Origin of the sequence: Rathayibacter sp. VKM Ac-2835 (assembly GCF_013266705.1) — a bacterium.
Lineage (GTDB): Bacteria > Actinomycetota > Actinomycetes > Actinomycetales > Microbacteriaceae > Rathayibacter.
Genome location: NZ_JABSNQ010000002.1, coordinates 301,183 through 326,300, shown reverse-complemented (window position 1 = coordinate 326,300; position 25,118 = coordinate 301,183). Strand labels below are relative to the sequence as shown.

Here is a 25,118-nt window from a genome sequence, read left to right as displayed (position 1 = left end):
AACACTCGAAACAGCGCGCTTCTCCGGCGGAGCGGCATCGACGCCGGCCGTCAACGCTGCTGTTCGACCGAACTCTCTCCCGGCGCGGGCTCGAGGTCGTCCGACGACGGTTCCGGAAGGGCGCCGGCCGCCGGCGGCTCCGCGCGCAGGTACTGCGCCGAGATCGTGCGGTACGAGCGGGTGAGCATCGAGGCGCCGGCCGCGACCACCATGATCACCCCGCCGATCAGGAAGACGAGCGCGATCCCCCGCCCGACCCCGTCGCCGAGCAGCCAGCCGTACGCCGCCCGCCCGTCGGCCGACTCCATGTACGGGATCAGCGCGAACTCCGCGATCGGCGCGATCAGGAACGCGGTGATCGGCGCCGCCGCCGACTCCAGCGCCGCCGCGAAGCCGAAGACCCGCCCCTGCGTCTCGAACGGCACCACCTTCTGCACGACCGTCTGCTCCGCCGCCTCGACCGCGGGGATCAGCGTCATGTAGACCCAGATGCCGCCGGCGTAGAGCCACCACCAGTCGCGGAGGGTGAAGACCGCGCCGATCACGCCCATCGCCATCACCAGCAGCAGCATCGTCCGGATCGGATTCCGGCCGAGCCCGAGCTTCGCCACCAGCAGCCCGCCGATGATGAAGCCGGTCGCGGTCACGCCGAGCACGACGCCCCACAGCTCCACCGGGAACAACTCGAGACCGTACGGATCCATGAGCGCCAGGTACACGCCGCCGATCAGGTTGTTGAAGGTCGAGAAGACGATCAGCGCGAAGAGCCCGGTCGCCGCACGCACCGCCGTGATGCTCCCCCGCAGATCGATCAGCGGGGCCCGCGAGCCGGCCGCCGCGGGGATCGCCTCGGCGATCCGCAGGAACAGCAGGTGCACGAGCGCCGCGGCGGAGACCCCGATCGCGATCAGCAGCGTCCAGCCCATGCCGAGCAGGCCGATCGAGAGCCCGCTGAACACGCTCGTGACCACGAACGCGAGCCCCTGCACCGTGCCGACCAGGCCGTTCGCGTTCGCGTGGCGCTCCACCGGCACCATCAGCGTCACCGTCGTCGACAGGGCGATGTTCCGCATGTTCTCGATCACCGCGCCGAACAGGACCGTGCCGGAGAAGACCCAGAACCAGGGCCCGCCGAAGTCCAGCAGCGTCGCCTCCGGCAGCGCGAGGTAGAGGCCGCCGGCGACGCCGAACGACACCAGCGTCACCGCCCCGGCGAACACCATCACCCGGTGCTTCCGGTGCCGGTCCACGATCGTGCCGAAGGCCATCGCGAAGACCGCGACGAGCAGCATGTACGCGCCGCCGATGATCCCGGTGGCGAGCACCGACCGCGTCTCGAGGTAGACCCAGAAGGTCAGCGCGAACCAGAGGAAGCTCGTCGTGACGTTCGCGACGGCGGTGTTCGCGAGGATCCAGCCGAAGGTGCGCAGGCTCGCCGCGCTCGGCTCCGCGGCGGGTGCGCCGGCGGCCTCGGGGACGGTCGAGGACATGGCTTCCCTCCGCTCGGCGACGGCCTGCCCGGAGTCGTCCCGGACCGCCGTCGCAGCCACTGTAGGCCCGCGCCGCCGACCGGTCGAGAGGCGACCGGGAGAGCAACGCGACCTCTCCGCGGACGCCGTCGCGTCACTCCGCTCGCGGCAGCGCCACCCCCATCCGGTAGAACCGGTCCGCCGTCCCCGCGAACACCGCGAGCCGCTCGGCCGGCGAGAGCTGCGCCGTCAGCGCGTCGAACGCCGAGTACAGCTCGGTGAAGGAGCTGTAGAGCCCGTCCACGGGGAAGTTGCTGCCGAACATCGACCGGTCCGGCCCGAAGACCTCCAGAGTCTCGAGGACGAACGGCGCGATCGACTCCCGGGTCCAGGAGTGGTCGTTGGTGCCGAGCGCCGAGATCTTGACGACGGTGTTCTCCTGCGCGGCGACCGCGGCCAGGCCCGCGCGCCACTCGGCGACCGACTCCGGATCCCGCCCGATCGGCATGCCCAGGTGATCGAGCACGATCGCCGTCCCCGGGAAGTCCGCGGCGAGCGCCGCCACCTCCGCGAGCTGCGAGGGGAACACCTGCAGATCGAACGAGAGCCCCAGCCCCTGCAGCCGGCCGAAGTTCGCCCGCCAGACCGGATCGCCGAGGACGTCGCCCCGGTCCCGGTGGCTGAAGACCGGGTCCGGATGCCAGTTCAGGATGTCGCGGACGCCGCGCGTGACCGCGAACGCGGCGTGCTCCTCGAGCAGCCGCGGCGCCTCCTGATCGAGCAGCGACACGTGCGCGACGTGGACGGTCGGCACCGTGCTCTCCCGGGCGAGCGCGTCGATCCACGCGGTCTCGGCGAGCGCGTCGGCGGCCCCGTTCTCGACGTGCACCGAGGCGAGCAGCGTCACGTCGCAGGCGTCCGCGCGGTAGTCGTCGACGCTGTAGGAGCGGCGGAGCGGGCGGTCGTCGCCGTGGTAGCGGAACGGCTCGGCGGGTCCCTCCAGCCACGGGTACGAGCGGCGCAGGTCGGTGAGGTGGTGGTGCGCGTCGATGACGACGAGGTCAGGCATGCGGCTCCTCCGGTCGGCGGGCGAGCCCGGCGAGCGTGCGGTGCACGCCGGTGTGGTCGAGGTCGCCGTCACCCTCGGCGATCATCCTCTCGAACAGCTCGGTCACCGCGGCGGTGGTCGGCAGCACGACGCCCTCCGCGGCGGCGGACTCGGCGACGAAGCGCAGGTCCTTGAGCTGGTTGCGGGCGCTGCCGCCCTCGGCGAAGTCCTCGTCGAGCCACTTGCGGCTCTTCTGCTCCAGGACCTCGGTGCGCGCCAACCCGCCCTGCAGGAGCTCGACGACAGTGGCCGGGTCGAGACCGGCGCTCCGGGCGAGCAGCAGCGCCTCCGACACCACGGCGACAGTGCCGGCGACGACGATCTGGTTGCAGAGCTTGGCGGTGGCACCCGCTCCGCTCGGCCCGAGGTGGCGGACCGTGCGGCCGAGCCGCTCGAAGACGGGGAGCACGCGGGCCACCGGCTCGTCGGCGCCGCCGACCATGATGCTGAGCGTCGCGTCGCGGGCGCCGACCGTTCCGCCGCTGAGCGGGGCGTCGACCACCTGCACACCGTGCTCGGCGGCGAGCCGGCGGGCGAGCCCCGCGACGGCGATCGGCGAGACGGTGCCGTGCACGACGAGCACCGGAGCGGCGATCCCCGCCGCGCGCCAGCCCGCGAGCAGGCCGTCCTCGCCCTCGAGCAGCGATTCCACCTGCACCAGATCGGGCAGCACCGTCAGCACGACGTCGCCGGCCGCCGCCGCGGGGGTCGGCGCGACCACGGCGCCGAGCTCCGCGAAGGGCGCGGCCCGCGACGCCGTCCGGTTCCACACCGTGAGCGCCCCGCCCGCGAGCAGGTTCCGCGCCATCGGCGCGCCCATCGGTCCGAGGCCGAGCAGCGAGAAGTTCATGCGCCGGACCCCGCGGGCGCCACGTCGGCGAGCTCCTGCGGCGCGACGTCGTCGAGGAGCACCCGCGCCTCGAAGCCGAGCAGCTCGCGGGAGCGGGTCAGGTCGAGCCCGACCGCGCGCCCCTCGAGCCGCCCGCGCGGGACGTCCGGGGCGACCGCGTCGAGCGCGTCCGCGGTGCTCCCGCGCAGATAGGTGAGCGGAGCCGCGACGAGGATCCCCGGCGCCGGCGGCGTCTCGTGCAGCAGCGCCGCGAGCACGGCCCGCGCCGAGTCGGCGGCGTCGAGATAGCTCCAGCCCTCCGCCGCCTGCCGTCGCGGGTCGGCCGCCAGCACCGCCCGCAGGTGCGCGCCGAACACGCGGCCGCCGTCCACGGTGATGTCGCGGACCAGCGGGTAGCGCAGCCCGGTGAGGCTCAGCCCCCAGGTCGCGTGCGCCATCCGCGCCGCGTCCTCGGTCGCGAGCTTCGACAGCGAGTACTCGTCCGAGATCCGCGGCTGCGCGTCCTCGGAGTAGGGGAAGACCGGCGGCAGCACCTGCTCGGCGCCGAGCGGGTAGCCGTTGGCGTTGATGCTCGAGGCGTAGACGACCTTCGCGACCCCGGCCGCGGCGGCGGCGGCGAACACCGCGAAGCTGCCCACCGCGTTCACCCGGTAGGTCTTGACCGCGTCCGCCATGCCCAGCCCGGCGTAGCCGCCCAGGTGCACCACCGCGTCCTGCCCGGCCACCGCCTCCGCCAGCACGGCCGGGTCGGTCACGTCGCCGACGATCGAGCGGACGTCCGCGTCCGACGCGACCCGGTCCAGGACGGTGACCACCGCCCCCTCCGCCTGCAGCGCCGCGACCGTGGGCCGGCCGATCAGGCCGCAGCCGCCCGTCACCAGGACGCGGGCCCCGTCGAGCGTGGTCAGCCGCGCCGTCGCGCTCCGCCGCGCCGTCACGCGCGCACCGACGGCGTCGACTCGGTGGGCGGCGCCGCGACGTCCTCGCGCTGCTTCTTCTTTCCCCGCGAGAGCATCGGCCAGCCCTTGCTGCCCTGGTCGAGGGTGACCGCGATGAGGACGACGAGTCCGGTCACGATCTGCTCGTAGAAGCTCGGCACGTTCAGCAGCACCAGGCCGTTGGTGAGAGCTCCGAGGATCAGCGCGCCGACCAGGGTGCCCGCGATGCGGCCCTCGCCGCCCATCAGGTTCGCGCCGCCGATCACCGCGGCCGCGATCGCGGTCAGCTGGTACGGGCTGCCCGCGTCCGGCTGCGCCGCGTTGATCCGGGCGACGATCACCAGGCCGGCCAGCGCCGAGAGACCGCCGGAGATGCAGTACACCGCGATCTTCACCCGGTGCACCCGCACACCCGAGAGCCAGGCGGTCTCCTCGCTGCCGCCCACCGCGATCACGTTCTGGCCGAAGACGGTCTTGCGCAGCAGCAGCCAGGCCGCGATGCCGACGACTGCCACGATCAGCACGACGACGGGCACGCCGCCGACGTAGCTGTTGAGCAGCAGGATGAACTCCTTCGGCACGTCGTAGACCGGCTTGCCGTTGGTGGCGACGTACGCGCCGCCCTGGAAGACGCTCATCGTGCCGAGCGTCGCGATGAACGGCGGCAGGTTGAGCTTGGTGACGAGCAGCCCGTTGATCCCGCCGCAGACCAGGCCGAGGACGATGCCCGCGGCCAGCCCGAGCAGCGGCGGCACCCCGCCGTTGACCAGCAGCGACGCGCTGACGATGCCGACGAAGCTGGCCATCGCGCCGACCGCGAGGTCGATGCCGCCGGTGATGATGACGAAGGTCAGGCCGATGCCGATGATCGCGTTCACGCTCGCCGACACCGCGACGTCGCGGAGGTTGCCGAGGGTGAGGAAGTTCGGGTTCAGGACGCCGAGGACGACGAAGAGGACGATCGCGGCGAGGTAGATGCCGAAGGCCTGCAGGTTGAAGGAGCGGCGGGGCGGCGTGGCGACGCCCCCGGTCTCGGGGGAGGTCATGAGATTCCTTTCGCGACGCCCATGGCGTTGGTGACGATGCTGTGCTCGGTGATGTCGTCGCCGACGTGCTCGGAGACGAAGCGGCCCGCCCTCATGACGAGGACCCGGTCGCTGAGGGAGATGATCTCGGGCAGGTCGCTCGAGACGACGATCACGGCGTGCCCCTCGGAGGCGAGCTGGTCGATGAGCTCGTAGATCTCGACCTTGCCGCCGACGTCGACGCCCTTGGTCGGCTCGTCGAAGAGGAAGACGCTCGCGCCGAGCCAGATCCACTTCGCGATCACGATCTTCTGCTGGTTCCCGCCGGAGAACTGGCGCGCGTTCAGCCGGACGTCGGCCGGGCGCAGCGACATCCGCCGGCCCATCTCCTCCGCCGTCGCGATCTGCCGCTTCGTGCTGATGAACGGACCGAAGCCGTTGAGCTGCCGATCGGAGGTGAGGGCGACGTTCGCGTAGGCCGGGGTCTGCAGCACGAGTCCCTGGTGCTTGCGGTCCTCCGGGATGAAGGCGATCCCCGCGTCGCGGCTGTCGCGCGGCGAGCGCACCTTGAGCGTGCGGCCGGCGAGCCGGACCGTGCCCTCGCTGCCCTCGTCGGCGCGGATCAGCGCGCGGAGGAACTCGGTGCGCCCCGAGCCGACCAGGCCTGCGATGCCGACGACCTCGCCGTGCCGCACCTGGATCGACTCCGGCCCGACGCCGCTCGGGTGCGTGACGCCGGAGGCCTCGAAGTGCACCTCGGCGTCCGCGGCGACCGGGTGCCGCCGCTCGAACGAGAGCAGCTCGCGCCCGACCATCCGCCGGACGATGTCCTCGGAGGACGTCTCGGCGATCGGCGCGTCGTAGGCGGGCCGCCCGTCGCGGAGGACGACGACCGTGTCCGAGACGCTCATCACCTCCGGCATCTTGTGCGAGACGTAGATCACGCCGACGCCCCGCCCGTGCGCGATCTCGCGCACCCGGGTCAGCACGCCCTCGACGTTGTGCTCGAGCATGCTCGTCGTCGGCTCGTCCAGGGCGACGATCTTGGCGCCGAAGGCGAAGGCCCGCGCGATGGTGAGCGCGTGCCGCTGCGCCGGGCTCAGCCGGCCGACGGGCGTCCGCCCGTCCATCGGGAAGCCCATCCGGTGGACGTCCTGGAGGGCCTGGTCGATGTCGTCCTGGGCGGAGGCGCGCTGCGCGCGCGTGCGCCCCAGCAGCAGGTTCTGCGTCACCGTGAGCTGGGGCACGATGGCCGGCTCCTGGTGCGCGATCCGCACCCCCTCCGCGAGCGCCTGGCGCGAGGTGTACTCCATCCGCCGCACGCCGTCGATGGTGATCGAGCCGCGGTCGGGGCGGAGGGCGCCGCCGAGGATGTTGAGCAGGGTGCTCTTCCCCGCGCCGTTCTCGCCCGCGAGGGTGCGGATCTCCCCGCGTTCGAGGGTGAAGCTCACGCCGTCCAGGGCGCGGACGCCCGGGAACGACTTCGCGATGCCGCGGACCTCGAGCAGATGCTCGGCCATGTTCCGTCTTCTTTCCTGATCGAGAGGGGCCTTGCCGAGAGTGTGCTCCGCCGGAGGGGTCTCCGGCGGAGCGCGGGGGTCAGCCGCGGGTCACGGCATCCCGGTCTCGTAGTCGGCGACGTTCTCACTGTCGATGATGAAGGCCGGCACGTCGATCCAGCCCGGGACCTCCTCACCGGCGAGGAGCCAGAGCGCGGCGTCCACGCCGGTCGCGCCCTCGGTCGTCGGCAGCTCGCTGACGGTGGCGGTGTAGTCGCCGGCCAGGATCTGCTTCTTGGCCTGCGGGATGCCGTCGGTGCCGACGAGGATCACCTTCCCGGTGAGGCCCTTCGCGTCGATGGCGGCCTGCACGCCGAGCGCCATGCCGTCGTTCTGCGAGTAGAAGGCCTTGATGTCGGGGTTCGCCGTGAGCATCGTGGTCGCGATCTCCTGCGCCTTGGTCTGGTCCCACGAGGCGGTCTGCGAGGCGACGAGCTCGAGGTTCTCGTGCTTCGCGAGCGCGGCCGTGAAGCCGTCGCCGCGGTTGATCGCGTTGGAGGAGCCGGGGTCGCCCTCGATCATCGCGACCTGGCCGCCGTCCGGCAGCAGGTCCGCGATGTAGTCGGCGGCCGTGGCGCCGATGGTGGTCGCGTCGGGGCCGACGTAGACGACGCCGGGGACGTCGCTCTTCGCGTCGTTCAGCACGACGGCCGGGATGCCGTCGGCGAGGGCGGACTCGAAGACCGAGTCGAGGCCGGTCGCCGAGATGGGCGAGGCGAGGATCGCGGTGCAGCCCTGGTTCATCGCGCTCTTGGCCTTGTCGAGCTGCTCGGTGATCGAGGACTCGTCCGTGACGTCGAAGGTCTGGTAGTCGACGCCGAGCTCCTTCGCGCGGTTCTCGAAGCCGTCGCGCTCGTAGCCCCAGAACTCGTTCGAGAGGGTGCGGGTGATGTAGCAGAGCTTGGCGCCGTCGGGCACGGCCGGGTCGCCGAGCGAGGAGGTGACCTCGTCGACCGGGGTCTGCGCGGAGGAGTCGACGAGCGACACGATGTCGGCGCCGGAGCCGCCGGCAGCGGCACCTCCACCGTCGCCGTCGGGCGAGGCCGAGCAGCCGACGAGGAGCGTCAGGGAGGCGAGCCCGGCGAGGGCGGCGCCGGTGGCGCGGGTGGGGAAGGACATGGGAGGGGGCCTTTCGTCATCGGAAGGTGGGGCGGGGTCGTGCGGGGTCGCGGATCGCGAGGGTGGTGCGGAAGCGGGCCGGGCGGAGGACTCGCCCGGCCCGAGGGGGTCAGGAGGCGAGCAGCGCCTCGGTCTCGCGGCGCAGCTCGAGCGCCTCGGCGAGCGACTCGTCGATGATCACGTCGTCCCATCCGACGGTCGCGCCCTGCGCGATGTCGTGGCGCAGCTCGACGTGATGGGCCAGGGCGACGGGGAGCGCTCCGATGGCGACGGAGTGCTTCGCGGAGACGAGCTTGCCGTAGACGGTGAAGCCGCCCTCGCCGTCGAGGAACTCGCCGGCCTTCAGGTCCTTCTTCGCGGTCGCGACGACGTCGCCGTAGAAGCCCTCGGGGTGCCCGGTCGAGATGCCGCGCAGCGCCGCGTTGGCGATCGACACGTTCAGCTCGAGACCGACGTAGTGGTACGGCCGGTAGAGCGCCGCGTACTGCTTGGTCGGGTCCGGGTGCCACGGGTACTCGTCGAAGCAGGTGGACACGTAGGGGTTCGTCGCCTTGACGACGACGTAGACGCCCTCCTGCGTGTTGTGCGGGATGAGGGAGCCGTCGCGCCGGACGCTCGACATCACGTCGACCGTCCCCTCGTGGTCGAGGGCGCCGCCGATCGAGCTCGGCCGGCTGATCGTCGCGATCTCCTCGACGTCGCCCGGCGTGAAGGTGAGGCCGGAGTCGGAGGGCACCAGGCCCGCCGCGTTCGCGACCGCCGCCATCTCGATCGCGGCCTTCGTGCCGTCGCGGAACGAGGTGTGCATGTACGGGTTGAGCTGTCCGGAGTCGGTCAGCTCCTTGCTGAACTCCCAGTTCTCCCAGACGTTGTCGGGGTTCATCTGGTGGTAGTGCTCGAGGTACTTGGCGCCCTTGCCGGCGCAGACGACGTCGAAGCCGCTGGTGCGGGCCCAGTCGACGAGCTCCATGATCAGGGCGGGCTGGTCGCCGTACGCCATCGAGTAGACGATGCCCGCGGCCTCGGCGCGCTTGGCGAGCGCGGGGCCGGCCAGCGCGTCGGCCTCGACGGTGACCATGATGATGTGCTTGCCGGTCTCGATCGCCCGGAGCGCGTGGTGCACGCCGACGATCGGGTTGCCGGTCGCCTCGACGATGACGTCGATGTCGTGCTCGAAGAGGACGGCGGCGTTGTCGACGATGGTGGTCGTCCGGTTCGCGAGTGCCTCGGGGATGTCCGCGGCCATCGCCTCGGCCGGCCAGTCGACCAGCTCGAAGGCGCCGCGGGCCCGGGCGACGTTGACGTCGGCGATGGCGACCACGTGGACGCCGGGGATGTTGCGCGCCTGCGAGAGGTACATGGTGCCGTAGCGCCCGGCACCGATCAGCCCGATGCGGATGGGGCGGCCCTCTCGTTCGCGATCGCCGAGGAGTTTGTACAGGTTCACGGTGGCCTCTCTGGTCCGGGGGCGCACGGACGCAGAGGGCCGCCTCGGGGGCGGAGGACGTCGTCGTCGTGCGCAGTCTTCGTGGGGAAGTGCTGCTCGCCGGCTCCCAGTGGAACCGGTACCAGTTTTGTACCAGCAACGATTAGAGTGTGTCAACAGCGGGCACGGCGGGCTGACCACGCGCCGATACGATTGCCCGACACCCGGGGAGGAACCGTGCAGAAAGCACCCACGATCCGCGACGTCGCGCGCAGTGCGGGCGTCTCCGTGTCCGTGGTGTCGCGCGTGCTCAACGACGGGACCGGCCCGGTCGCCGTCGACACCCGACGCCGCGTGGTCGAGGCGATCGAGCAGCTCGGCTTCCGCCCGCGCGCCGCGGCCCGCGAATTGAGCCACGGCCAGACCCTGTCCATCGGCCTGGTGCTGCCCGACCTGACGAACCCGTTCTTCGCCCGCCTGGCCGACAGCGTCGTCTGGGAGGCGCGCGCCCGCGGCGCCCAGGTGCTCCTGATGACGACGCAGGAGGACTCGCACGTCGAGGGCGAGTCGCTCACCAGCCTGCTCGACCGCTCGGTCGGCGGAGTGATCGCGACCCCGTCCGGCGAGAACCTCGAGAAGTGGTCGCGGCTGCGCCGGGCCGGGATCGACGTCGTCTTCGTCGACCGCACCACCCCCGGTCTCGACGACGTCGACGTGGTCAGCATCGGCAACTCCGCCTCCGCCGCCCGGGCGACCGACCACCTGCTCGCGCTCGGCCACCGCCGGATCGCGATCGTCTCGGGGCCGCTGCGCACCTCGACCGGCCAGGCGCGCGTCGCCGGCTACCGCGCCGCCCTCACCGCCGCCGGGCTGCCGATCGACGGCACGCTGATCCGCGAGGTCCCGTTCCGCGGCGACATCGGCGGCGAGGCCGTCGCCGGACTGCTCGCCCTGCCGGAGCCGCCGACCGCCCTGATCGTCGCCAACACGGCGCAGGTGCGCAGCGCCGTGCACCGCCTGTTCCAGCTCGGCGTCGCGATCCCCGAGGCGCTCTCCGTGGTCGTCTTCGACGACAACCCGTGGAGCGAGCTCGTCACCCCGCCGCTCAGCGTCGTCCGCCAGCCGATCGACATGCTCGCCCGGCACAGCGTCGACCTGGTGCTGGCCCGGATGCAGGGCCGGATCCCCGACACCCCCCAGCACATCGAGGTCCAGGCCGACCTCGTCATCCGCTCCAGCTGCGCCGCCCCGGCGCAGCGCTGACTCCGCCCCATAACCCCTCCACGAAAGGCACTGCCATGTCCGACCCCGTCGTCGTCACCGCGATCTTCACCCCCGCCGAGGGCAAGCATGACGCCCTCGTCGCCGCCCTCACGCCCGCCATCGCCGAGGTCCACGGCGAGGAGGGCTGCGAGCTCTACGCGATCCACGACTCCCCCGACGGCACCATCGTCATGCTCGAGAAGTGGACCAGCGCCGAGGCCCTCGACGCCCACGGCGCCGGCGAACCCGTCGTCCGCCTGAACGCCGCCATCAAGGGCCTCGTCGCCGCGCCCCCCGTCGTCACCCGCCTCTCCCCGATCCCCGCCGGCACCCCCACCCAGGGCGCCCTCTAGCCCGGACCCGCACCGAGTCGCCCGAGAAGGCTCGTTCTCCATCCCGAGAACGCACCTTCTCGGGCGACTCACCGCAGCCGCATGCTGGTCGAGTAGCCCCGCAGGGGCGTATCGAGACCCGCCCTCAGCGCGGCGCGGCCACCGACGCGCGCTCGATCAGCCGGGTCTCCAGCTCCAGCCGCGTCGCGCTCGAGGACAGCGGCCGGGCCGCGCGGTGCGCCTGGTGAAGCATCCGGAAGGCGGCGGCGCCCATGTCGGCGATCGGCTGCTGGATCGTGGTCAGCGGCGGCGTCGCCCAGGCCGACTCCTGCACGTCGTCGAAGCCGATCACGCTGAGGTCGTCGGGGATGCGCAGTCCCGCCTGGTCGGCCGCGTCGTAGACCCCGAGCGCCATCGTGTCCGAGAGCGCGAAGACGGCCGTGGGCCGGATCATCGCGTCCGACAGCATCGCGGAGGCGACGTCCCGCGCACGGTCCCGGTTCCAGCCGCCGTAGACCACGCGCTCCCGCGGCAGCGGCACCCCCGCGTCGCGCAGCGCCGTGCTGAAGCCGTCGAGCCGGGCACTGCTGTAGAGCTGCCCCCGGGCGCCCGCGATCACGCCGATGCGGGTGTGGCCCCGGCCGAGCAGGTGCTCCGCCGCCATCCGGCCGCCGTCCCAGTTGGTCGCGCCGATGCTCGCCACGTCGGCGGGCGGGCGGGTGATCGGATCCACGATCACCACGGGCAGCTCGGCGGTGGTGAGCAGGTGCAGCTGCGCGGCCGTCACGTCCACGAGGACGACGATCGCCCCGAGCGACGAGCGGCGCAGGAGCCGGTTGACCCACTCCCCGTCGGGGCGCGCGCGGGTGAGCACCAGGTCGACGCCGGCCGCCGCGGCCTCCTCCTCGATCCCGCCGAGGACGGGTCCGATCCAGGTGCCGTCGAGGTGGCCGACGACGACGTCGACGATGTGCGCGACGTGCGGGTCCTCCGCCGGCGGGCGCAGACGGGGCCGGCGCCGGTAGCCGAGCTCGTGCGCGGCCTCCATCACCCGCAGCCGCGTCGCCTCGGAGACGTCGGTGCCGCCGCTGAGCACCTTCGAGACCGTCGGCACGCTCGTCGCCGCGCGCTCCGCGATGCGGGCCATGGTGGGGCGGGGAGCGGCACCGGTGTCGTCCATGCCCCCACTGTAGAGCAGAACGAGTTGCGAAACACCTCTCCGCTAGCACGGCACCACGACGCATTCCGCGCCTTGCCCGGGACTCTCCCGGGGTGCAGACTGAGGGGACGCGGGCGGGGGCGGCAACGCGAGTTGCGCAACTACCGTTCGATGACGAACCGCGGAGCGATCCGCCGAGCACCCCGAGGACACCGATGACCGACCTCCCCCCGACCACTCCCGCCAAGAGGGCGCTCGTCGTCCGCGGCGGCTGGGACGGCCACCAGCCCGTCGAGGCGACCGAGCTGTTCCTGCCCTTCCTCGCCGAGAACGGCTTCGAGGTGCGCGTCGAGGAGTCGACCGCCGTCTACGCCGACGAGGACTACCTGCGCACCGTCGACCTGATCGTGCAGTCCAACACCATGACCTCGATCGAGTGGCCCGAGTTCCTCGGCCTGCGCGCGGCCGTCGAGCGCGGGACCGGCCTGGCCGGCTGGCACGGCGGCATCGCCGACTCGTACCGGAACAACTCCGACTACCTGCAGCTGATCGGCGGCCAGTTCGTCTCGCACCCCGGCAAGCACCCGGACGAGCGCACCGGCGAGCAGTCGGACAACTACGTCCCGCACACGATCGAGATGACGGCCCTCGCCGCCGACCACCCGATCACGCAGGGCATCACCGACTTCGAGCTCACCACCGAGCAGTACTGGGTGCTGCACGACGACTACAACGACGTGCTCGCGACCACGACGCAGGCCGTCCGCGAGTGGGACCCGTGGCACCGCCCGATCACCTCCCCCGCCGTGTGGACCCGCCAGTGGGGCGCCGGCCGCATCTTCGTCTCGACCCCGGGCCACCGCGTCGAGATCCTCCAGGACGCCAACGTCCGCACCATCATCGAAAGGGGACTGCTGTGGGCCTCCCGCTGAGAGTCGGCATCATCGGAGTCGGGAAGATCAGCGAGCAGTACCTCGCCAACCTCCCGACCTTCCCCGGCCTGCGCCTCGTCGCGGTCGCGGATCTCAACACGGCCCGCGCGCAGGAGGTCGCCGACGAGCACGGCGTCCGCGCGCTCTCGGTCGACGACCTGATCGCCGACCCCGAGGTCGACGCCGTGCTCAACCTGACCATCCCGGCCGCGCACGTCGAGATCGGCACCCGCGCACTGAAGGCCGGCAAGCACGTCTTCGCGGAGAAGCCGCTGGGCCTGAACCCGGCCGAGGCCGCGCCGATGCTCGACCTGGCCGAGGAGCTGGGGCTGCGCTTCGGAAGCGCTCCCGACACCGTGCTCGGCACCGGCGTGCAGACCGCGCGGCAGACGCTCGACTCGGGAGTGATCGGCACGCCGATCGCCGCGCAGGTGCACTGGGCGGCGCCCGGCCACGAGCGCTGGCACCCGGCGCCCGAGTTCTACTACCAGCCCGGCGGCGGACCGCTGCTGGACATGGGCCCGTACTACCTGACCGCGCTGGTGCACTTCTTCGGTCCCGTCGTCCGGGTCACCGGCCTCGCGACCCGCTCGGACCGCCCGCGCACCATCGAGTCCGGCCCGCGCGCCGGCACGCCCATCCCCGTCTCGATCGACACGCACATCAGCGCGCTGCTCGAGCACGAGAACGGCGTCACCTCGACCGTGACCGTCAGCTTCGAGGTCTGGCGCAGCCGCGCGCCGAAGTTCGAGATCTTCGGCACGGAGGGCACGATCTCGGTCCCCGACCCGAACATGTTCTCCGACCCGGTCGAGGTCGCCGTGCGCGACGAGGACTGGCGGGTCGTCCCCGACTCCGCCGGCGTCGTCGACACCGGGCGCGGCGTCGGCCTCGCCGACATCGCCGAGGCGATCGAGGAGGACCGGCCGCACCGCGCCTCCGGCCGCCTCGCCCTGCACGTCCTCGAGATCATGGACGCGATCCTGCGCTCGAGCGCCGAGAAGGCGGTCGTCGCGATCGAGACCACGGCGGAGCGGCCCGAGCTGCTCCCGCTGCGGACGGCCGCCGGCGAGCCGGTCGGCGAGCCCGTCCGCGCCTGACCCCGCCGCCCGACCCGACCGACCCCGCGCCGGTCGCGACCTCTCCCGGTCGCGGCCGGCGCGCCCCTTCCGAGGAGACCCCGATGACAGCACCTCTCCGCGTGGCGATGATCGGCCACGCCTTCATGGGCCGCGCCCACGCCCAGGCCTGGCGGACCGCGCCGCGCTTCTTCGACCTGCCGCTGCAGCCCGAGCTCGCCGTCGTCGTCGGCCGCGACGAGGGCCGCGCGCGGGCCGCCGCCGCCAACTTCGGCGCGACCGAGTCGTCGATCGACTGGCGCGCCGTGATCGCCCGCGACGACATCGATCTGATCGACATCTGCACCCCGGGCGACCAGCACGCCGAGATCGCGATCGCCGCGCTCGAGGCCGGCAAGCACGTGCTCTGCGAGAAGCCGCTGGCGCGCTCCGTGCCCGAGGCGCGGACGATGACGGAGGCGGCCGCCGCCGCGACCGGCTTCGCGATGTGCGGCTTCAGCTACCGCCGCACCCCGGCGCTCGCCCTCGCCAAGCGCTTCATCGAGGAGGGCCGGCTCGGCGAGATCCGGCACGTCCGCGCGCAGTACCTGCAGGACTGGCTGAGCGACTCCGAGGGGCCGCTGACCTGGCGGCTCGACAAGGAGAAGGCCGGCTCCGGCGCCCTCGGCGACATCGGCGCGCACAGCATCGACACCGCGCAGTGGCTCACCGGGCAGACGATCGACGGCGTCTCGGCGATGCTGCGCACCTTCGTCACCGAGCGCCCCGTCCTCTCCGCGCAGGCGGGACTCGGCGGTCGCGCCGAGGAGGGCGCCGAGCGCGGCCCGGTCACCGTCGACGACGCCGCCCTCTTCACGGCGACGCTCAGCGGAGGCGCCCTCGGCGTCTTCGAGTCGACCCGGCTCGCGCTCGGCCGCCGCAACGCGAACCGGATCGAGATCAACGGCGAGACCGGCTCGATCGCGTTCGACTTCGAGCGGCTGAACGAGCTGGAGTACTACGACGGCCGCGACCCCGAGGACGCGCAGGGCTTCCGCACCATCCAGGTGACGGAGCCCGTGCACCCCTACGCCGCCGCCTGGTGGCCGACCGGGCACGGGCTCGGCTACGAGCACGTCTTCAGCCACCAGGTCGTCGACCTCGTCACGGCGATCGCGGAGGGCGTCCAGCCCACGCCGTCGTTCGCCGACGCGCTGCAGGTGCAGCAGGTGCTCGACGCCGTCGAGCGCAGTGCCGCGGACGGCTCCCGCCTCACCGCGACCCGCTGACCGGACCTCCTCGGACGGCCGCCCTGCTCGCGGGGCGGCCGTCCGTCGCGCGAGGGGCGGCCGTGACGCCGCGGAGCCGTCCGCCCCGATGCGTCGGCACTCCCCCGATCCCCGACACGGCCACGGGCCCCTTTCGGGGGGAGCACTGCCGGAAAACCCCGTAAACTGGGGTCCAGGGGGACGTCGACGCTCGTCCCGGGGCGCGAAGGGGACTGCAGTGGGGATCGGTTTCCGGACCGCGGGAGAACTGCGAGTGCTCGCCGGTGCGCGCCTCCACCCCGTCGTCGGACCGGCCCTCAGCCGCTCCCGCGACCGCTCCCGCCTCTCGGCCGGCCTGTCGATGCCGAGCGGCCCCGGTCTCGTGCGGCCCTCGCCGCTGGCGCAGCCGTGGGAGGCACCGCTGATCCGGCTGATCCGCGCCGGTGCCCCCGCCGCCGAGCTGCACGAGGCGACCGCCGCCTCCCCGGAGGGCTCGAAGCTCGCGGCCGTGATCGAGCTCGTCCGCGACGCGCTCTCGCGCCGCGAGGACGACCGCGCCCTCCGTCTGGCGGGCTGGCTGGTGCGGATGCGCTACGACCCGTCCGCCGATCCGTTCCTCCGCCGCTACGGGATCGTCCTGACCGCCCACCTGCCGCTCAGCGCCGGCCTCGACATCGACGTGCCGCTCGACGCGACCGCGCTCCGCCTGCTCTTCGCCGAGCTCGCCGCCGCGGACGACCCCGCCGGTGCCACCGCGGCCGTCGAGACCTTGCCGCCCTCGACGCTGGCCGCCTCCTCGCTCGCCGCGCTCTACTCCGCCCGGCGGCGCTGGAGCGACATGGCGCAGTTCTCCGCGCCGGTGGTCAACGTCGACGCCCCGTCCGCCGCGGTCCTCATCCGCCGCGGTGTCGCCCTGCGCGAACTCGGCCTGATCGAGAGCGCCCTCGAGGCGTTCGACCGCGTGGTGCGGCCGAACGTCACCACCGCCCGGCCCGTCGAGCTCCGGATCGAGGCCCTCTACGAGCGGGCCAGCACCCACCTCGCCGACGGCCGGCGCGCGCCCGCCCGCCGCGACCTGGAGCGCGTGCTCGCCCAGTACCCCGAGAGCGCCGAGGCCCACGAGCTGATGTCGGCCGTCAGCCGCTGACCCGCCCGTCGTCGCCCCGCCCATGCTGATCGAGTAGCCCTCGCAGAGGGCGTATCGAGATCCACCATCCCCGAAGAGCGGGTCTCGATACGACGCTCCGCGACTACTCGACCACCATGCCCTCGCCCGCTCCTCAGAAATCGCGGTAGTCGCCCTTGAGTACCGCAACGTCTGCTGAACGGACTGCCCTCGCCGGACCATGCCGACGAGGAGCCCGCGCAGCGGGCACCCCCTGCTGATCGAGGAGCCCGCGCAGCGGGCGTACCGAGGTCCCCCCACCGCAGGCAGCGGAAAGGGGCGCCCCCGTCACCGGGAACGCCCCTCCACGTCCGATCGACCGGCTCAGCCCTCGGCCTTCGACGGCTTGCCCTCGGCGGGCAGCACCTCGACCGGGGTGTCGCGCGGATCCTCGCCCTCGGCCTGCGAGGGCTTGTCGGCCTGGTCGTCCGGGTCCTCGACGGGGCTCGGGGTCTGGTCGCTCATCGCAGTCCCTCCGGCTCGTCCGAGGTCGCGGACGGCTCGGGGTGCGCCTCGAACTCCATCCACGCCCGCTCGAGTCCGGCCTGGGCCGAGGCGGGCTCGCTCGCGAAGTAGCCGTCGTAGATGGCCCGTCCGCCGTGCTCCGGCAGGTCGCCGCGGCCGGCGTAGGTCTGGGCGAGCTCGCCGACCTCGTCGTCCCTCTTCTCCTGGTCCCGCAACCACGCGGGGAAGGTCTGCGTCATGGTGACACCTCTCTTTCCTGTCTCCAGACAATCCCTCCGACCCGCGGGCTGCAAGCCCTTGCCCCGGGCGTTCGCCGATCGCGATCACCGGCCGCGACCACTGCGAGGATTCCGGTATGGACAGCAGCGAGCGCCCCCGCCGCCCCGACGTCACGAGCGTCGACATCGTCGGCGGCGCCGAGCCGCTCGCGGTCGGACTGCACGCGTACGACGAGGGCTGGCCGGAGTCGTTCCGCGAGCACGAGCGGCGGATCGCGCAGGCGCTCACCGAGGTGGACGTCGCGATCGAGCACATCGGCTCGACGTCCGTGCCCGGTCTGGCCGCGAAGCCGATCATCGACATCGTCGTCGCCGTCCCCGACATCACCGCCGAGGAGGACTACCTCGACCCGCTGCTCGCGGCCGGCTACGCGCTCCGGGTCCGCGAGCCCGGGCACCGCCTCGTCCGCACCCCGGACCGCGACGTGCACGTGCACCTCTACACCCGGGGCGACGGCGCGATCGAGGAGTACCTCCTGCTCCGCGACCACCTCCGTCGCGACGCCGACGACCGCGCCCTCTACGAGTCGACGAAGCGCTCCCTGATGGGGCGGCGCTGGGCCGACATGAACGCCTACTCGGACGCCAAGACCGCGGTGATCGAGGCGATCAAGGCGCGGGCGCGAGCTGCGGGAGTCGACGCGGCACCCGCGGACGCAGCGCCGGCCTGAGAGCCGCGGCGCCTCGAGGCGTCGCCTCGCGCCGGTTCGCCGAACGGCGTCGTCCACCGCGCCCCGTCGCATGAGGCTGGACGGATGCACGCCGACGAGTACCTGTCCCCCGAGGATCTCCCCGAGCCGCCGACGCTGGACGTCGTGACGCAGTTCTTCGTCGGTCCGCTCTTCACCCTCACACCCCAGCCGTCCCTGGAGGAGTGGCTGTCCTCGGCCTCGGCGCGCGACCGGGACGGGAGGATCCTCTTCGACGAGGCCTCGATCGGCTACACGTTCTGGCGCAACCCGGCCGACCACGACGATCCCGCGAATCTCGAGGAGCTCGACGGCGAGCCGAGGCCCTCACTCGACGCGCCGTCGACGCGTCCCGTGCCCGAGTGGATGGCGGAGATCGCCGCCCGCCAGCCGTACCCCCGGCTCTGGGACGCGGTCCGGACGAGCGTCGCGGAGGAGCACTCGCCGTGGCAGAACATCGAGTTCACGCTCATCGACCATGTGAACCGCATCCTGAGGAGCCGCGCCCGCGCCGAGCGCGCCCGGGGGATCGACCCCGTCGAGCTCCTCGGCCCCGCGATGGACCTCGGCGTCGAGCACGACGTCCCGCTCCTCCTCGACGGCCGTCCGGTCCCCGGCATCCGGATCGACACCGACGCGCACGTCCTCGGCGTCGGCGCCCAGCTCGGCGACCGCTTCCTGACAGCCGTCGTCGACCGCGACCGCCTCCCCCTCCTCGACTTCACCTTCGTCACCCGCCGCGCCCCCACCTGAGCCCCTTTGCTGGTCGAGCAGCCCGCGCAGCGGGCGTATCGAGACCCCCATCGCCAGGAGCCGAGTCCGCAGACCGCACCAGCCGACGGGGTCGGGTCTCGATACGCCCCTGCGGGGCTACTCGACCGACATGCTTCGGCCGGGCGCCGCGCGAAGAGACCCGCCGACCTCCGCTGGTCGAGCAGCCCGCTCGGCGGGCCCCCCGCTGGCGGGCAGCCCGCGCAGCGGGTCCCTTTTGCTGGTCGAGCAGCCCGCGCAGCGGGCGTGTCGAGACCCGCCCTGCGCCCAGCCCCGGGCCGCCGTTGCGCCCGCCCTGGCGACGCGCCAGGCTCAGGAGATGTTCTTCGACGAGAGCGCCCGCCTCGAGGACGTCCCGGTCCCGCCGACCCTCGACGAGGTGGCGCGCGCCTTCCCGGGCCCGCTGTACGGCTTCACGCCTCAGCCGTCGCTCGAGCCGTGGACGTCCGGCACGACGTCGAGCTCCTCCGGCGGACGCGTCGAGATCGAGTCCGTGGCGATCGGCTACACGGTCTGGCTCAACCCGGACGACCACGACGACCCCGCGAACCTCGCGGAGCTGGACGACGAGCTGCGCGCCTCGCTCGACGCCCCGCCGGTGCGCCCCCTGCCCGACTGGATGACCGCGATCACCGCACGGATGCGCTACCCCTGGCTGTGGGAGGCGGTGCGGACGACCGTCGTGCACGAGCCGGCGCCGCCGTGGCACTCCGTCGAGAGCGTCCTCGTCGAGCACGTGAACCACGTCCTGATGAACCGGTTCCGCGACGAGCGCGTCCGCGGCGGCTTCCCGGGTGAGCTGCTCGGCCGAGCCACCGAGAAGTGCGTCGAGCGCGACGTCCCGCTCCTCCTCGACGGCCGGTCGATCCCCGGCCTCCGGATCGACACCGACGCGCACGTCCTCGGCGTCGGCGCCGACCTCGGCGACCGCGTCCTGACGGCCGTCGTCGACCGCGACCGCCTCCCCCTCATCGACCTCGCCTTCGCCACCCTTCCTTCGCCGGACGAGTAGCCCGCGCAGCGGGAGCCCTTGCTGGTCGAGCAGCCCGCGCAGCGGGCGTATCGAGACCCACTCTCGTCAGGAGCAGGGTCTGCAGAGCGGGCCTTCTGAAGTGGTCGGGTCTCGATACTCCCCTGCGGGGCTACTCGACCAGCAAGATCCGGCTGAGCACTCCCTCGTGAGACCCTGCCCCACCCCCTGTACTGGCGGGTAGCCCGCGCAGCGGGTCCTTCTGCTGGTCGAGCAGCGCGCGCAGCGGGCGTATCGTGACCCCGACCAGCACGGTTCGGCCGGGGGCTCCCCGCGGCTCAGGACGCTACGAGGTGGAGCCGTTCGTCGCACCAGCTCGCGATGCCGGGGTCGTGGGTCGCGACGACCACGCTCGCGCCGTGACCGGCGAGCTCGGTCAGCACGTCGAGCACGGTCTCGCTGTTCTCGGCGTCGAGGGCGCCGGTCGGCTCGTCGGCCAGCACGAGGGTCGGGCTCTTCACCAGCAGCCGGGCGAGCGCGACCCGCTGCTGCTCGCCGCCGCTCAGCCGGGCGACGCGCTCGCGGCCACGCCCGGCGAGGCCGACGCGGTCGAGCGCGCGCTCGAACCGGTCGCTGCGGCCGCGCCGCTCGCCGAGCGCGATCGCGAGGTTCTGCTCGACGGTCGCGGTGTCGACGAGCGCGTAGCTCTGGAAGAGGTAGCCGAGCCGGTCCCGCCGGAAGCGGCGTCGGCCGTGCGCCCGCAGGCGGGTCAGCTCCTCCCCGTCGACCTCGATCGAGCCCGAGTCGGGGGCGTCGAGGAGCCCGAGGCAGTTGAGGAGCGTCGACTTGCCGCTGCCGCTCGCGCCGGTGAGGGCGAGGGTGCTGCCGGAGGCGACGGTGACGTCGAGTCCGCTCCACAGCGTGCGCGAGCCGTAGCCCTTGGCGAGATGGGTGGCGAGGATCACTGGAGGCCTTTCCGTTCGGTCGGGAGGGAGGAGTGGAGCAGGGAGCGCATCAGGTGTCGACGGTGGGCGAGCGGCTCGCCCTCCGGTGGGCGAGGGCGAGGCACGCGACGAGGAGCGCAGCGCTGGCCGCGACCACGCCGATGTCCAGCGCCGTCTGCTCGAGCAGGAAGTTCTCGGTGTCGACCGTGCCGAGGTCGATCACCGTGCGGACGTCCTTCGGATCGCGGAACCACTGCGGGACGACGGCGAGCGCCAGCGTCGCCGTCAGCAGAACGCCCTCCAGCAGGAGCCCGCTCCGGTGCGCCGTGAGCGGTCCGAGCCCGGACAGCCGGTGCACGAACGCCCGCTTGCGGTCCTTCTCCACCAGCACCACCGCCGCGACGAGACCGGTGAGCAGCACGACGATCCCGCCGCTCACGAACCCGGTCACGTTGATCGCGTGCGCGCCGAGCGCCCGCCGGTACTGCTCGTTCGCCTGGTACGCCACGGGAGTGATCGAGCCCACGACACCGGAGAGCCCGCGCTCCTCGATCGCGCCCGAGAGCGCCGGAGGGTCGGTGAAGATCACTCCGCCCTGAGTGATCACCGCGATCAGCTCGGAGTGGGCGAGCACGTCGACCGACGGCAGGACGACGACGATCGGATCGACGAGCTCGGGCTCGGGTTGGAAGACCATGTCTCCGGAGCCGAAGGTGACGAGGGTCTGCCCCGACGGCACGACGTGCTCCACGACCGGAAGGTCGACGGTCCCCGGTGCCGGGTCGGAGACGCTCGACTGGATGTCCTGCCAGGAGTGCAGCTCTGCGAGCGCGGACTGCCGCCGCTGCGCGGAGGAGTCCTCCGGCTCGAGGACGGTGAGAACGCCGTCGGGGACGTCAGCGATCCGCCGACCGCCCTCTCCGAGGACCTCGACCCTTCGGAGGTAGCCCTCACCGACGATCAGCAGGTTCCGTTCGAGACCGAGTCGCGGCGTGACGAAGATCACCTCACCGGCGGCTTCCCGCGAGACGACCAGATCGGCCAGTGGCCCGTTCGCGGCGCGGTACTCGGACTCGCCGAGGTACCCGCTGATGCTGATCGTGACCGCGTCCTCGGCGGCGCTCCAGAGCTCACGGCTGCGACCCTCGATCTCCGCGACCTTCGCGCTCTGCCCGAGTGCAGCGACGATCGCGAGGAGCACCAGCACCGCGGGGACCCGCACCGCATAGACGCCGAGCAGCACCCACCAGCCGTCGATCTCGCCCTTGACCTGATCGACGAGCCGTCGGCCGTCGGTGAGGGCGATCGCGAGGATCTGCGCGACGACCGCCGCGAGCAGGAGGAGCGCGAGAAGCCGACCGGAGAGCGCGAGGACCGTCGGCAGCTGGGCGAGGCCGTTCAGAGCGGCGGTCGCGAGAGCGACCGCCGCCACTCCCCCGAGCGAGAGCACGACCACCGGGAGCGCGAGGAAGCGCCACTCCGACAGCAGGATCCGGAGGAGCCCCGCGCCGTGCAGCCGCTGCACACCGTGTGCGCGGCTCCGCAGCAGGGTCCCCGCCCCGACGAGGACGACGACGGCGAGCAGCGCGACCGCGAGCGAGCGCATCAGATCGCCGTACTCCCGATAGGTGTCGATGTCGACGGTGGAGACATAGGGGGCGACTCTGCCGGACCAGCCGCCGTCCTCGAGGACCGCGAGCACCGCCTCCGCATCCGCTCGATCCCCGCCGATCAGCCAGGCGCCGCGCGGATCGAGCAGATCCAGGTCCTGCAGCGGCGCGACTGTCGTGGTGATCGACGTGTCGACCGCGCCGTAGCCGTCGCGGAGCAGCTCCGCCGCTGCCCCGTCACCCGCGACGTAGAGGTGGCGCACGGTGGCCGGCTCGACCGCGTCCTCGACGTAGCGGACGACGTCGATCCCGCGATCCTCGGCCAGCACCGTGAGCTCCCGGTAGACGTCGCTCGCCGCGACCAGTGGTGTCGCGTCCTTCGAGATCCTGAGCTGCCAGCCCCCGTCCCAGACCAGACCGCGCGCGTCGAACGCCCGCACGAAGACGACGGCGAGCACGGCCGCCAGGACGACAGCCAGCGCATAGCCGAGAATCACGCTCTTGCTTCTCACAGCTCTCCCCGCTGCAGGGGCGGGCGGAGCCGAGGCTCCGCCCGCCGATCGGTCAGGAGCAGATGTCGTAGTACGCGGAGTCGACCTCGTAGGGTCGAGCGGGTGCACTCACCGCGGCGGGGACACCCGGGTTCTGGCATCCCGCGTAGTGGTACTCGCCGTTGTAGACGGTCGCCTTGTGCCTGCGAGAGTCGTGCTCGTAGGAGGACAGCACGGTCCCGCGGCTCGTCCCGTGGATCCACGTCCCTCCCTCCTCCGGGTGGGACACGGTGTACGCCGCCGCGACGGGCGCGATCAGCATCGCCCCCGTCAGGGCGAGTCCGGTGATGAAGGACCGGCGGGAGCCGGGTGCTCGGAAGGACATGGTGGGACCTCTCTGTTTCGGACCGCCGTCGCCGAGACCGGTGAGGCGGGCTGCGCTGCGGCAGCGAGGGAACCGTATGCCCGACACCATACTCATCTGACCACCTCAGCGAGGTATCTCGACGACTCGGCGCGTTTCAGTACCTGTGGAGGAGTCTCGACACCCCGCCGCACCCTCCCGACCGCCCGGGCACACGCCTACCCATCCCCTCCGCGCGGCCACCGGCCAGAGCCGGCGCTGCGCGGGAGTACCGTGACGCCATGACAGCGCAGGACGACATCGGTGCGGAGCAGGCGCCCCCCAAGGACTTCTCGCACGAGCAGGAGGGCTACCAGCACGGTCTGAAGCCCCGCCAGCTCCAGATGATCGCGATCGGCGGTGCGATCGGAACCGGGCTCTTCCTCGGCGCCGGCGGCCACCTCAACTCCGCCGGCCCGGCCCTCGCGATCGCCTACCTCGTCGCCGGGATCTTCGCGTTCTTCATCCTCCGCGCCCTCGGCGAGCTGGTCCTGCACCGCCCGTCGTCGGGGTCGTTCATCTCCTACGCCCGCGAGTTCTACGGCGAGAAGTTCGCCTACGCGGCCGGCTGGATGTACTTCCTCAACTGGGCGATGACCTCGATCGTCGACACCACCGCCGTCGCCGTCTACCTCAAGTACTGGTCGGCCTTCACCGCGGCGCCGCAGTGGCTCCTCGCTCTGATCGCGCTGCTCGTCGTCCTCGCTGCGAACATGGTCGCGGTCAAGGTCTTCGGCGAGCTCGAGTTCTGGTTCGCCCTGATCAAGGTGACGGCGCTCGTCGCCTTCCTCGTCGTCGCGCTGATCTGGCTCGTCTTCGCCTTCCCGGTGCAGGCCGGCGGCGAGACCGTGCGGACCGGCGTCTCGATCCTCGCGGACAACGGCGGCATCCTGCCCAACGGCCTGCTCCCCGCGGTCCTGGTCATGCAGGGCGTGGTCTTCGCCTACGCCGCGATCGAGCTGGTCGGCACCGCCTCCGGCGAGACGCAGGACACCGAGAAGGTGATCCCGCGTGCGATCAACTCGGTGATCTTCCGGATCGCGATCTTCTACGTCGGCTCGATCGTCCTGCTCTCGCTGCTGCTGCCGTTCACGGCCTACAAGGAGGGCGAGAGCCCCTTCGTCACCTTCTTCTCCTCGATCGGCGGCCCCGAGGTCGGCACGATCGCCGGCTCGATCATGAACTTCGTGGTCCTCACAGCGGCCCTCTCCTCGCTCAACGCGGGCCTCTACTCCACCGGCCGCGCGCTGCACTCGATGGGCATGAACGGCTCCGCCCCGAAGTGGACCACGCGGATGTCGCGCGGCGGCGTGCCCTACGCGGGCATCCTGCTCACCGCGACCTTCACGGTGGCGGGCGTCGTGCTGAACTACTTCGTGCCGAGCCAGGCGTTCGAGATCGCGCTCAACATCGCGAGCCTCGGCATCATCACGGCGTGGGGCACCATCATCCTCTGCCAGATGCGGCTGCGGCAGTGGGCGAAGAAGGGCCTCGCGAAGGAGCCCTCCTTCAAGCTCCCCGGCGCCCCGGTCACGTCCTGGCTGACCCTCGTCTTCCTGGCCGTGGTGCTCGTGCTGATGGCGATCGACTTCCCGGTCGGCACCCTCACCATCGCCTCGCTGGTGATCATCGTCCCGCTGCTGGTGGCCGGCTGGTTCCTCCAGCGCGGGCGCATCCTCCGGATCGCGGAGCTGCGCGACGGAGTGACGGGGCCGTTCCCGGTGACCGGTCGCGACCCTGCGGCCCAGGTGCGCCGCGATCGCGACGACCAGGACTGACGCCGGCCGGCACCGACGCAGGCCGCACCCGCCCACCGTTACTCTCGA

General features: G+C 72.4%; 24 protein-coding genes. 10 read left to right on the top strand and 14 right to left on the bottom strand.

Features of this window, described 5'->3' with window-relative positions:
* Positions 1-50 precede the first annotated feature (50 nt).
* From HRK28_RS09420 to HRK28_RS09385, 8 genes are all read right to left on the bottom strand, one after another.
* Positions 51-1,490, bottom strand: a complete 1,440-nt coding sequence (locus HRK28_RS09420; protein WP_173251235.1) for an MFS transporter — start codon at positions 1,488-1,490, stop codon at positions 51-53.
* A gap of 133 nt (positions 1,491-1,623) precedes the next feature.
* Positions 1,624-2,538 (bottom strand): amidohydrolase, encoded by a 915-nt coding sequence (locus tag HRK28_RS09415; RefSeq protein ID WP_173251234.1) that lies wholly within the window; start codon positions 2,536-2,538, stop codon positions 1,624-1,626.
* Positions 2,531-3,427, bottom strand: coding sequence for an NAD(P)-dependent oxidoreductase (locus HRK28_RS09410; protein WP_173251233.1), 897 nt, complete (start codon positions 3,425-3,427; stop codon positions 2,531-2,533). The genes HRK28_RS09415 and HRK28_RS09410 overlap by 8 nt, the downstream gene beginning before the upstream one ends.
* Entirely contained in the window at positions 3,424-4,365 is a 942-nt protein-coding gene (locus HRK28_RS09405; RefSeq protein WP_173251232.1) for an NAD(P)-dependent oxidoreductase, read from the bottom strand. Before HRK28_RS09405 ends, HRK28_RS09410 begins: the two co-directional genes overlap by 4 nt.
* Positions 4,362-5,411, bottom strand: coding sequence for an ABC transporter permease (locus HRK28_RS09400; protein ID WP_173251231.1), 1,050 nt, complete (start codon positions 5,409-5,411; stop codon positions 4,362-4,364). The genes HRK28_RS09405 and HRK28_RS09400 overlap by 4 nt, the downstream gene beginning before the upstream one ends.
* Positions 5,408-6,910, bottom strand: a complete 1,503-nt coding sequence (locus tag HRK28_RS09395; protein ID WP_173251230.1) for a sugar ABC transporter ATP-binding protein — start codon at positions 6,908-6,910, stop codon at positions 5,408-5,410. Before HRK28_RS09395 ends, HRK28_RS09400 begins: the two co-directional genes overlap by 4 nt.
* A gap of 90 nt (positions 6,911-7,000) precedes the next feature.
* Positions 7,001-8,068 (bottom strand): substrate-binding domain-containing protein, encoded by a 1,068-nt coding sequence (locus HRK28_RS09390; RefSeq protein WP_173251229.1) that lies wholly within the window; start codon positions 8,066-8,068, stop codon positions 7,001-7,003.
* Positions 8,069-8,177: 109 nt separating this feature from the next.
* Positions 8,178-9,515, bottom strand: a complete 1,338-nt coding sequence (locus HRK28_RS09385) for an NAD(P)H-dependent oxidoreductase (protein ID WP_123446901.1) — start codon at positions 9,513-9,515, stop codon at positions 8,178-8,180.
* 216 nt (positions 9,516-9,731) lie between these two features.
* On the opposite strand from HRK28_RS09385, the gene HRK28_RS09380 reads away from it, so the two are divergent.
* Both HRK28_RS09380 and HRK28_RS09375 read left to right on the top strand, forming a co-directional pair.
* Complete coding sequence (locus HRK28_RS09380) at positions 9,732-10,757, top strand: LacI family DNA-binding transcriptional regulator (protein WP_173251228.1); 1,026 nt, start codon at positions 9,732-9,734, stop codon at positions 10,755-10,757.
* A gap of 35 nt (positions 10,758-10,792) precedes the next feature.
* Positions 10,793-11,110 (top strand): putative quinol monooxygenase, encoded by a 318-nt coding sequence (locus tag HRK28_RS09375; protein WP_173251227.1) that lies wholly within the window; start codon positions 10,793-10,795, stop codon positions 11,108-11,110.
* Positions 11,111-11,234: 124 nt separating this feature from the next.
* Here HRK28_RS09375 and HRK28_RS09370 read toward each other — a convergent pair whose 3' ends face one another.
* Positions 11,235-12,269, bottom strand: a complete 1,035-nt coding sequence (locus tag HRK28_RS09370) for a LacI family DNA-binding transcriptional regulator (RefSeq protein ID WP_217274633.1) — start codon at positions 12,267-12,269, stop codon at positions 11,235-11,237.
* A gap of 194 nt (positions 12,270-12,463) precedes the next feature.
* Here HRK28_RS09370 and HRK28_RS09365 point away from each other — a divergent pair, with 194 nt between their 5' ends.
* From HRK28_RS09365 to HRK28_RS20800, 4 genes are all read left to right on the top strand, one after another.
* Positions 12,464-13,180: a ThuA domain-containing protein gene (locus tag HRK28_RS09365; protein ID WP_160090987.1), complete on the top strand. Its 717-nt coding sequence runs from the start codon at positions 12,464-12,466 to the stop codon at positions 13,178-13,180.
* Complete coding sequence (locus HRK28_RS09360) at positions 13,165-14,280, top strand: Gfo/Idh/MocA family protein (RefSeq protein ID WP_173251226.1); 1,116 nt, start codon at positions 13,165-13,167, stop codon at positions 14,278-14,280. The genes HRK28_RS09365 and HRK28_RS09360 overlap by 16 nt, the downstream gene beginning before the upstream one ends.
* Before the next feature lie 83 nt (positions 14,281-14,363).
* The gene (locus tag HRK28_RS09355) at positions 14,364-15,527 is read left to right on the top strand and encodes a Gfo/Idh/MocA family protein (RefSeq protein ID WP_173251225.1); all 1,164 of its coding nucleotides are present in this window, start codon (positions 14,364-14,366) and stop codon (positions 15,525-15,527) included.
* 217 nt (positions 15,528-15,744) lie between these two features.
* Positions 15,745-16,653 (top strand): tetratricopeptide repeat protein, encoded by a 909-nt coding sequence (locus HRK28_RS20800; protein WP_160090990.1) that lies wholly within the window; start codon positions 15,745-15,747, stop codon positions 16,651-16,653.
* 342 nt (positions 16,654-16,995) lie between these two features.
* Here the strand turns inward: HRK28_RS20800 and HRK28_RS09345 are convergent, their stop codons facing one another.
* Complete coding sequence (locus HRK28_RS09345) at positions 16,996-17,136, bottom strand: hypothetical protein (protein ID WP_159421935.1); 141 nt, start codon at positions 17,134-17,136, stop codon at positions 16,996-16,998.
* Positions 17,133-17,375, bottom strand: coding sequence for a hypothetical protein (locus HRK28_RS09340; protein ID WP_160090991.1), 243 nt, complete (start codon positions 17,373-17,375; stop codon positions 17,133-17,135). The genes HRK28_RS09345 and HRK28_RS09340 overlap by 4 nt, the downstream gene beginning before the upstream one ends.
* A 116-nt stretch (positions 17,376-17,491) precedes the next feature.
* Here HRK28_RS09340 and HRK28_RS09335 point away from each other — a divergent pair, with 116 nt between their 5' ends.
* The 3 genes from HRK28_RS09335 (at position 17,492) to HRK28_RS09325 (ending at position 19,886) form a co-directional block, all read left to right on the top strand.
* Complete coding sequence (locus HRK28_RS09335; RefSeq protein ID WP_173251224.1) at positions 17,492-18,085, top strand: GrpB family protein; 594 nt, start codon at positions 17,492-17,494, stop codon at positions 18,083-18,085.
* An 84-nt stretch (positions 18,086-18,169) separates the two neighbouring features.
* Positions 18,170-18,856 carry a hypothetical protein gene (locus tag HRK28_RS09330; RefSeq protein ID WP_173251223.1) on the top strand — a complete coding sequence of 229 codons (687 nt, stop codon included), beginning with the start codon at positions 18,170-18,172 and terminating at the stop codon, positions 18,854-18,856.
* A gap of 337 nt (positions 18,857-19,193) precedes the next feature.
* On the top strand, positions 19,194-19,886 hold the full coding sequence (locus HRK28_RS09325; protein ID WP_173251222.1) for a hypothetical protein: 693 nt from the start codon (positions 19,194-19,196) through the stop codon (positions 19,884-19,886).
* A gap of 296 nt (positions 19,887-20,182) precedes the next feature.
* On the opposite strand, the gene HRK28_RS09320 is transcribed toward HRK28_RS09325, so the two are convergent.
* From HRK28_RS09320 to HRK28_RS09310, 3 genes are all read right to left on the bottom strand, one after another.
* Positions 20,183-20,809 carry an ATP-binding cassette domain-containing protein gene (locus HRK28_RS09320; protein ID WP_173251221.1) on the bottom strand — a complete coding sequence of 209 codons (627 nt, stop codon included), beginning with the start codon at positions 20,807-20,809 and terminating at the stop codon, positions 20,183-20,185.
* Between the two features lie 49 nt (positions 20,810-20,858).
* Positions 20,859-22,895: a hypothetical protein gene (locus HRK28_RS09315; protein ID WP_173251220.1), complete on the bottom strand. Its 2,037-nt coding sequence runs from the start codon at positions 22,893-22,895 to the stop codon at positions 20,859-20,861.
* Between the two features lie 67 nt (positions 22,896-22,962).
* On the bottom strand, positions 22,963-23,274 hold the full coding sequence (locus HRK28_RS09310) for a lactococcin 972 family bacteriocin (protein WP_160090997.1): 312 nt from the start codon (positions 23,272-23,274) through the stop codon (positions 22,963-22,965).
* 260 nt (positions 23,275-23,534) lie between these two features.
* Between HRK28_RS09310 and HRK28_RS09305 the strand changes: the two genes are divergently transcribed.
* A complete protein-coding gene (locus HRK28_RS09305; protein WP_173251219.1) occupies positions 23,535-25,070 on the top strand; it encodes an amino acid permease in 1,536 nt (511 codons plus the stop codon).
* The last annotated feature ends 48 nt before the right edge of the window (positions 25,071-25,118 follow it).